Below are 7529 nucleotides of genomic sequence, written 5' to 3' on the forward strand. Positions count from 1 at the left end.
GCTCGACGCCATGGCCGAGAAGATCACCATGTCGAGTGACGGCGCCCTGCAGGTGCCTGACGAGCCGATCATCCCGTACATCCAAGGAGACGGGACCGGCATCGACATCTGGCCGGCGGCTCAGCGGGTGCTCGACGCGGCGGCAGTCAAGCACGGTCGCAAGATCGCCTGGAAGGAGGTGCTCGCCGGTCAGAAGGCCTTCGACGAGACGGGGACGTGGCTGCCCGACGAGACCGTCAGCACCTTCAACGACGACCTCATCGGCATCAAGGGGCCGCTCACCACTCCCGTCGGTGGCGGCATCCGCTCCCTGAACGTCGCCCTCCGCCAGGTCCTGGACCTGTATGTGTGCCTGCGACCGGTGCGGTGGTTCCAAGGGGTGCCCTCGCCGGTCCGCCACCCGGAGAAGGTCGACATGGTGATCTTCCGGGAGAACACCGAGGACGTCTACGCCGGACTCGAGGTCCAGGAGGGAACGCCGGAGGCGAAGAAGCTCATCACCTTCCTGCACGACGAGATGGGGTGGTCGATCCGACCCGACTCGGGCGTCGGGATCAAGCCGATCTCCGAGACGGGCTCGAAGCGCCTGATCCGCGCCGCCATCAACTACGCGGTGGATCGGGGCCGACGGTCGGTCACCCTGGTCCACAAGGGCAACATCCAGAAGTTCACCGAGGGCGCCTTCCGCAGCTGGGGCTACGACCTCGTGCGGGAGGAGTTCGCAGGGGTGGCCGTGGCCTGGGAGGACTGCGGTGGTGACCCGGGTGACCGGATCCTGGTGCAGGACACGATCGCCGACATCACCCTCCAGCAGGTGCTGACCCGCCCCGCCGAGTTCGACGTCATCGCCACGACCAACCTGAACGGCGACTACCTCTCCGACGCCCTGGCCGCCCAGGTGGGAGGCATCGGCATCGCCCCGGGTGGGAACATCAACTACGTCACCGGCCACGGCATCTTCGAGGCGACGCACGGTACCGCGCCCCGCTACGCCGGACAGGACAAGGTCAACCCCGGCTCTCTCCTGCTCTCGGGGGTGCTCATGCTCGAGCACCTCGGCTGGCAGGCGGAGGCCGACGACATCGTCCGGGCCATGGAGGCCACCATCGCCGAGCGCATCGTGACCTACGACTTCGCCCGGCTCACCGAAGGTGCGACCGAGGTGAAGACCTCGGAGTTCGCCTCGGCCATCATCGACCGGCTCTAGAGGAGGCTGCGTGCCCAACGCCGACGTCGCTCCCATCCAGGTCACCGTCACCGGCGCCGCCGGGCAGATCGGCTACGCCCTCCTGTTCCGGATCGCCTCGGGCCAGCTGCTCGGGCCCGACCAGCCTGTGGTGCTGCGCCTGCTGGAGATCGAGCCCGCCATGGGCGCGCTCGAGGGCGTGGCCATGGAGCTCGAGGACTGCGCCTTCCCGCTCCTGTCGGACATCGTGATCACCCCGGACCTGAAGGACGCCTTCGACGGCACGTCGTGGGCACTGCTGGTCGGGTCGGTGCCGCGCAAGGCGGGGATGGAGCGGCGCGATCTGCTGAACATCAACGGTGGCATCTTCCGCCCGCAAGGCCGGGCCGTCGCCGAGCACGCGGCGAGCGATGTGCGAGTGCTCGTCGTGGGCAACCCGTGCAACACGAACTGCCTGATCGCCCGGAGCAACGGACGCGACGTCCCCGCCGAGCGCTGGTTCGCCATGACCCGCCTCGACCAGAACCGCGCCACTGGCCTCCTCGCCAAGCGGGCCGGGGTGCCCGTCTCCGAGGTCACGAGGATCGGGGTCTGGGGGAACCACTCGACCACCCAGTATCCGGACTTCGCCAATGCCCGGATCGGGGGTCGGCCGGTGCCGGAGGTGATCACCGACCACGACTGGCTCCGTGGCGAGTTCATCACCACGGTCCAGAAGCGTGGAGCAGCCGTCATCCAGGCGCGCGGCTCTTCGTCAGCGGCCTCGGCGGCCAACGCCGTCGTCGACTCCGTGGTGAGCATCCGCAGGCCGACGGACCCGATGGACTGGGTGTCGCTGGCGGTCCCGAGCTCGGGCGAGTACGGCGTCCCCGAGGGTCTCCAGTTCGGTTACCCGGTGCGGTCGACCGGCTCCGGCTGGGAGGTCGTGGCCGGCCTCGAGCACGATGACCTGGGCCGCGACCACATCAGGGTGACGACCGAGGAGCTCCTCGAGGAGCGGGCCGAGGTGGCCGAGCTGCTCGCCCCTTAGGCGGGGGCGGTGCTGACGCCGAGCTGGCGGAGGTAGGCCAGCCGGCGGTCGATGGCCGACTGCCAGGCGGTCATGTCGGCCTCGAAGTGATCGCGGTCACCGTCTTCATAGGCGTGAGCCAACTGGTCGAAGGCGGCGTCCTCGGCGTCGAGCAGTGCCCGGTACCGCTGCAGGACGTGGTCGTCGATCACTCCGGTCAGCGTCACGTGCGCCCCCTTGTCCTCCGTGGGTCGATAACCCCAAAACCTATCTCGCCAGACGTCCGCGCGCCTGCCGGCGTGCCGTCGGGTCAGCGGCGCCGGAGCGGGTGGTCGGCGGGCACTTCGATGATGGCGAGCCGCAGCCCGTCGGGGTCTCGCACCCACATCTCCCGCAAGCCCCACGGCTCAGTGACCGGTGGCCGCTCCACGCTCACCCCTTTCGCCACCAGCTCGTCGTGGGAGGCGTCGACGTCGCGAACCTGCAGCCACAGGGCCAGGTTGGGCGCCGTGGGCGACTCCGCCCGCCCGGACACCTCGAGGAAACCGCCCCCGAGGAAGAAGACGACGCCTCTCTGTCCGGCCTCGCCGAACTCGCGGTAGACGGCCAGCCCCAGCGTGTCCCGATAGAAGGCCAGGGAGCGATCGAGGTCGGTCGGCCGCAGCAGGAGCCGGCTGGCAAGCACCTCCATGTGCGTCAGTACTCGGTGCGGGCCCGCACGGCGTCGAAGCGGGCCCGGAGGGTCTCGAGCACCTCCTGGCCCTTCAGGAGCGCGCCCAGGTCGCCGCTCACCCGGACCCTGCCCGCCAGGATGGCGTCCTGGGGAGTGGTGTCGCCTCGGGCCAGCTCGGCGGCCGTCTCGTACTCCTCGGTGATGGTGGTGTCGGCGTCGTCCGCCCGGCCCGGTGTCAGCTCGACACGGCCGTCGTCCACGCGGGTCGTGTAGCACCTCTCGTCGCCGTCCGGACCGACCACGACCTGCTGAATCGTGAGATGGACCCCCGATGCGGCCAGGGAGACCTGCTCGTCGCCGGCAACGGCGCCGTTCAGCTCAGCCACCCACTCGTCGGACAGGAAGCGGGCCATCCACCCATCGTGGCCGATTGCCCACGCCCCGGGCCACCTCGTCGGCGCCCGCGAACGAGCCGATGTCAATCGTCTCTCGGGGCGACGGGTATGGGACCATGGCCGCGTGGCGGGCGCTCTGGACCGGGGGATCGCCAGGCGGCGCCTCCGCCGGCGGGACAAGAGCCGCGATCTCGCCCGGCTGCCGGACACTTCCAGACCGTTGGGCACGAACCGCCTCCCAGAGGTCGAGCACGTCGTGTTGTTGATGATGGAGAACCATTCCTTCGACAACTACTTCGGAATGCTTGGCCATGGGGAAGGACTCGAGAACGCACCAGATCCGTTGCCGGTGAACAAGAATCAGACCGGCGCAGTGATCGACCCCTATCACTTGCCGACGACCATCCAGCGCCCCGGCGTGCCGTCGCAGTCCTGGCATGCGAGTCACATCCAGTTCGAGTCCGGTCGCAACGACGGGTTCGTGCGCAGCATTGAAGAGACAGTGCCCGATGGAGATCCACGCGCGGCCATGGGGTATTGGACCGCAGACGACCTGCCTTTCTACTCAGCTCTAGCTCACACCTTCGCCCTTTCGGATCGCTGGTTTTGCTCGCTGCCAGGCCCCACGTTTCCAAACCGCCGATTCCTCATCGCTGGCACCGCCAACGGCCTCATCGACGACGCACCTACCGGGATGATCGACTATCCGGCCACCGGCACGATTTTCGACCTGCTCGACCGACACGACATCACGTGGGCCAACTACCACCACGTCGCGGGTCGGCGGATCTTCCTCAAGCGGATTCTGGGCGCTCCCGGCCTGCGCGGGTTCCGCACGTTGAAGCTGGCGGTGGCCAACTTCTTCCCCGCTGCGCTGAAGGCCGGAAGCGGAAACATGCAGTTCACCGCCGACCTCTATCCGCTGGGGGTCTGGCGGTGCCTTCGCCACCTGCGGACGATGGATCAGTTCCTCAAGGATGCCGCCGCCGGTACCTTGCCCGCCGTCAGCATCGTCGACCCCGATTTTCAGGCCAGCTCGGAGGAGAACCCGCAGGACATCCAGGTCGGCGAGGGATTCGCCGCCGCGGTCATCAACGCAGTCATGCGCGGCAAGGGATGGCCAAAGACGCTGCTGATCTGGTTCTACGACGAGCATGGCGGCTACTTCGACCACGTTCCTCCTCCGGAGGCCGTCGAGCCCGACCACGTTCGCCCGAGGAGCCTGCTCACCGTGGGCCAACCGATCCGTTGGGTGCTGCAACAGCTCGGCTTCTGGAAGAAGCTGCAAGAGGCCGACTCCGGTGCGGGACGCTTCGACCGCCTGGGCTTTCGAGTTCCCGCCGTCGTCGTGTCGCCTTACAGCAAGGCGAACTATGTCTCCAACACCTGCTACGACCACACTTCTGCGCTCAAGTTGATCGAGCGCATATGGAACCTGCCTCCGCTGACCGCCCGTGACAAGGCGGCGCTCGATCCTCTCGACGACATGGTCGACTTCACCAAGGGGACCTACTTGAATCCGCCCGTCCTACCCGAGCCAGCTGTCCCATGGCAGCAGCCCTAGGCGACGGACCCTGATGGTGGCGCCGGCTTATCCCGTTGCCTTCCGACCTCGGCGGCGGATCTTGCGGCCCAGCCAGGCCACCGGGTCGTAGTAACTGTCGACGACCCGCTCCTTGAGCGGGATGATGGCGTTGTCGGTGATGTGGATGCTCTCCGGGCACACTTCGGTGCAGCACTTGGTGATGTTGCAGTAGCCGAGGCCGGCTTCGCCCCGCAACAGCGGGCGGCGATCGACGGTGTCAAGTGGGTGCATCTCAAGCTCGGCGTAGCGGATGAACATCCGAGGACCGGCGTAGTTCTCCTTGTTGCCCTCGTGGTCCCGGATCACGTGGCACACGTCCTGGCACATGAAGCACTCGATGCACTTGTGGAACTCCTGGAGGCGGTCGACGTCCTCCTGGCTCATCCGGTAGGTGCCGTCCGGCTCGCGGGGCTTGGGTGCGAAGGCGGGGACCCTCTTGGCCATCTCGAAGTTGAACGAGACGTCGGTCACCAGGTCGCGCACGATCGGGAACGTCCTGATCGGCGTCACCGTCACCGGCTCTCCCGGCTCGAAGATGTTCATCCTCGTCATGCACATGAGGCGCGGCTTGCCGTTGATCTCGGCGCTGCACGAGCCGCACTTGCCGGCCTTGCAGTTCCACCGAACGGCGAGATCGTTGGCCTGGCTGGCCTGGAGGCGGTGGATGACGTCGAGAACGACCTCGCCCTCCTCGGCATCGACCTGGTAGTCCTCGAGCGCGCCAGCGTCCGCGTCGCCGCGCCATACCCGCATGGTCACGTCCGCCATCAGTGGGGATCCTCGAGCAGGGCCTCGAGGTCGTCGGGCATCTGCGGCAGCGGCTCGGGCTCGATCGACAACTCGTCCTCCCGACGGCGGATGACCATGTTCACCTTCCCGAGCTCGTCGTCAGTCCGCGGGTAGTCCTCGCGGGTGTGACCACCTCGGGACTCCGTGCGTTGCAGCGCCGCCATCGTCAGGCACTCCGACAACGTCAGGAGGGGGTCGAGGTCGAGAGCGAGGTGCCAGCCCGGGTTGTACTGACGATGTCCTTCCACCTTGACCCGCTTGGCCCGCTCCTTGAGCGTGGCCAGCTCCTGCTGCGCCTCCTTGAGCTCGTCTTCGCGACGGATGATCCCCACCAGTCGCTGCATGCAGTCCTGGAGGTCCTGCTGGATGGCGTAGGGGTTCTCACCCTCGTCCCGCCCGAAGGCGGCCAGTGCGTGGCTCGTGGCCGCGTCGACCTGGCCCGCGTCGATCTCCTCGGCGCGGGCCCGCCCGATGGCGTGCTGGGCTGCGGCGAGCCCGGCCCGCCGCCCGAACACGAGGAGGTCCGAGAGCGAGTTGCCGCCGAGGCGGTTGGCTCCGTGCATGCCCCCGGCGACCTCGCCGGCCGCGTAGAGCCCGGGCACGGTGGAGGCGGCGGTCTCGGCCTCGACGCGCACTCCGCCCATGAAGTAGTGGCAGGTGGGGCCGATCTCCATGGGCTCGGCCGTGATGTCCACGTCGGCCAGCTCCTTGAACTGCTGGTACATCGAGGGAAGGCGCCGCTTGATGTAGTCGGCGTCCCGGCGGCTGGCGATGTCGAGGAAGACGCCGCCGTGCGGGGTCCCGCGGCCCGCCTTGACCTCGGTGTTGATGGCTCGCGCCACCTCGTCACGGGGCAGCAGGTCGGGTGTGCGGCGGGCGTTGGTCCGGTCCGTGTACCAGCGGTCGGCCTCCTCCTCGGTATCGGCCGTCTCGGCCCGGTACAGCTCGGGGATGTAGTCGAACATGAAGCGGCGACCCTCGCTGTTGCGAAGGGCGCCACCGTCACCCCTGACGCTCTCGGTGACGAGTAGGCCGCGCACCGAGGGCGGCCACACCATCCCGGTCGGATGGAACTGGAGGAACTCCATGTCGATCAGGTCGGCCCCAGCCCACAGGGCCAGGGCGTGGCCGTCGCCGGTGCCCTCCCAGGAGTTGGTCGTCACCTTGTAGGCCCTGCCAACGCCCCCGGTGGCGAGGATCGCCGCCTTGCACCGGAAGATGACGAAACGCCCCGACTCGCGCCAGTACCCGAGGGCGCCCGCCACGTGGCCGTCGGTGGTGAGCAGCCGCGTGATCGTGCATTCCATGAACACGTCGACGCCCCGGTGCACGGAGTGGTGCTGGAGGGTGCGGATCATCTCCAGGCCGGTGCGGTCCCCGACGTGGGCCAGGCGGGCGAAGCGGTGGCCCCCGAAGTCGCGCTGCAGGATACGTCCGTCGGGGGTGCGGTCGAACAGCGCACCCCATTCCTCCAGCTCGAGCACCCGTTCGGGAGCTTCCTGAGCGTGGAGCTGGGCCATGCGCCAGTTGTTGAGGAACTTGCCTCCGCGCATCGTGTCCCGGAAGTGGACCTTCCAGTTGTCGTCGGGATAGACGTTGCCGAGCGAGGCGGCGATGCCCCCCTCGGCCATCACGGTGTGGGCCTTCCCGAGCAGCGACTTGCACACGAGGCCGGTGCGGGCCCCTTCGGCCGACGCCGCGATCGCCGCTCGCAGGCCGGCGCCACCGGCCCCGATGACCAGCACATCGAGCTCGTGGGTCTCGTACTCGGCCATCAGATGAATCTCGGGTCGTGGAAGGCGCCGATGGCCACCAACCAGATGTAGAGGTCTGCGAGGGCGATCCAGATCAGGCTGGCCCAGGCCCACACCATGTGCTTCCCGGTGAGGATG

General features: G+C 68.1%; 8 protein-coding genes. 3 read left to right on the forward strand and 5 right to left on the reverse strand.

Annotated features, from left to right (window positions below; genetic code table 11):
• Positions 1-10: 10 nt before the first annotated feature.
• Both icd and VGF64_06015 read left to right on the forward strand, forming a co-directional pair.
• Positions 11-1207: an NADP-dependent isocitrate dehydrogenase gene (gene icd, locus VGF64_06010; protein HEY1634292.1), complete on the forward strand. Its 1197-nt coding sequence runs from the start codon at positions 11-13 to the stop codon at positions 1205-1207.
• Between the two features lie 10 nt (positions 1208-1217).
• Positions 1218-2216, forward strand: a complete 999-nt coding sequence (locus tag VGF64_06015) for a malate dehydrogenase (protein HEY1634293.1) — start codon at positions 1218-1220, stop codon at positions 2214-2216.
• Here the strand turns inward: VGF64_06015 and VGF64_06020 are convergent.
• The 3 genes from VGF64_06020 to VGF64_06030 all read right to left on the reverse strand — a co-directional run bounded on the left by VGF64_06020 (position 2213) and on the right by VGF64_06030 (position 3281).
• Positions 2213-2422, reverse strand: coding sequence for a hypothetical protein (locus tag VGF64_06020; protein HEY1634294.1), 210 nt, complete (start codon positions 2420-2422; stop codon positions 2213-2215). The two genes, VGF64_06015 and VGF64_06020, sit on opposite strands and share 4 nt — an antisense overlap.
• Positions 2423-2505: 83 nt before the next feature.
• Complete coding sequence (locus VGF64_06025; GenBank protein ID HEY1634295.1) at positions 2506-2886, reverse strand: VOC family protein; 381 nt, start codon at positions 2884-2886, stop codon at positions 2506-2508.
• A gap of 5 nt (positions 2887-2891) precedes the next feature.
• Positions 2892-3281 carry an SCP2 sterol-binding domain-containing protein gene (locus tag VGF64_06030; GenBank protein ID HEY1634296.1) on the reverse strand — a complete coding sequence of 130 codons (390 nt, stop codon included), beginning with the start codon at positions 3279-3281 and terminating at the stop codon, positions 2892-2894.
• Between the two features lie 106 nt (positions 3282-3387).
• Between VGF64_06030 and VGF64_06035 the strand changes: the two genes are divergently transcribed.
• On the forward strand, positions 3388-4827 hold the full coding sequence (locus tag VGF64_06035) for an alkaline phosphatase family protein (protein ID HEY1634297.1): 1440 nt from the start codon (positions 3388-3390) through the stop codon (positions 4825-4827).
• A 27-nt stretch (positions 4828-4854) separates the two neighbouring features.
• Here the strand turns inward: VGF64_06035 and VGF64_06040 are convergent, their stop codons facing one another.
• Together VGF64_06040 and VGF64_06045 are read right to left on the reverse strand one after the other, a co-directional pair.
• Entirely contained in the window at positions 4855-5616 is a 762-nt protein-coding gene (locus VGF64_06040; GenBank protein HEY1634298.1) for a succinate dehydrogenase/fumarate reductase iron-sulfur subunit, read from the reverse strand.
• The gene (locus tag VGF64_06045; protein HEY1634299.1) at positions 5616-7412 is read right to left on the reverse strand and encodes a fumarate reductase/succinate dehydrogenase flavoprotein subunit; all 1797 of its coding nucleotides are present in this window, start codon (positions 7410-7412) and stop codon (positions 5616-5618) included. The genes VGF64_06040 and VGF64_06045 overlap by 1 nt, the downstream gene beginning before the upstream one ends.
• Positions 7413-7529: the final 117 nt, after the last annotated feature.

Source organism: Acidimicrobiales bacterium, from assembly GCA_036491125.1.
Taxonomy (GTDB): domain Bacteria; phylum Actinomycetota; class Acidimicrobiia; order Acidimicrobiales; family AC-9; genus AC-9.

Coding starts and splice junctions, on each gene's coding strand:
- icd (HEY1634292.1), top strand. CDS start 11: ATGGCCGAGAAGATCACCATGTCGAGTGACGGCGCCCTGCAGGTGCCT.
- VGF64_06025 (HEY1634295.1), bottom strand. CDS start 2,886: ATGGAGGTGCTTGCCAGCCGGCTCCTGCTGCGGCCGACCGACCTCGAT.
- VGF64_06030 (HEY1634296.1), bottom strand. CDS start 3,281: ATGGCCCGCTTCCTGTCCGACGAGTGGGTGGCTGAGCTGAACGGCGCC.
- VGF64_06040 (HEY1634298.1), bottom strand. CDS start 5,616: ATGGCGGACGTGACCATGCGGGTATGGCGCGGCGACGCGGACGCTGGC.
- VGF64_06045 (HEY1634299.1), bottom strand. CDS start 7,412: ATGGCCGAGTACGAGACCCACGAGCTCGATGTGCTGGTCATCGGGGCC.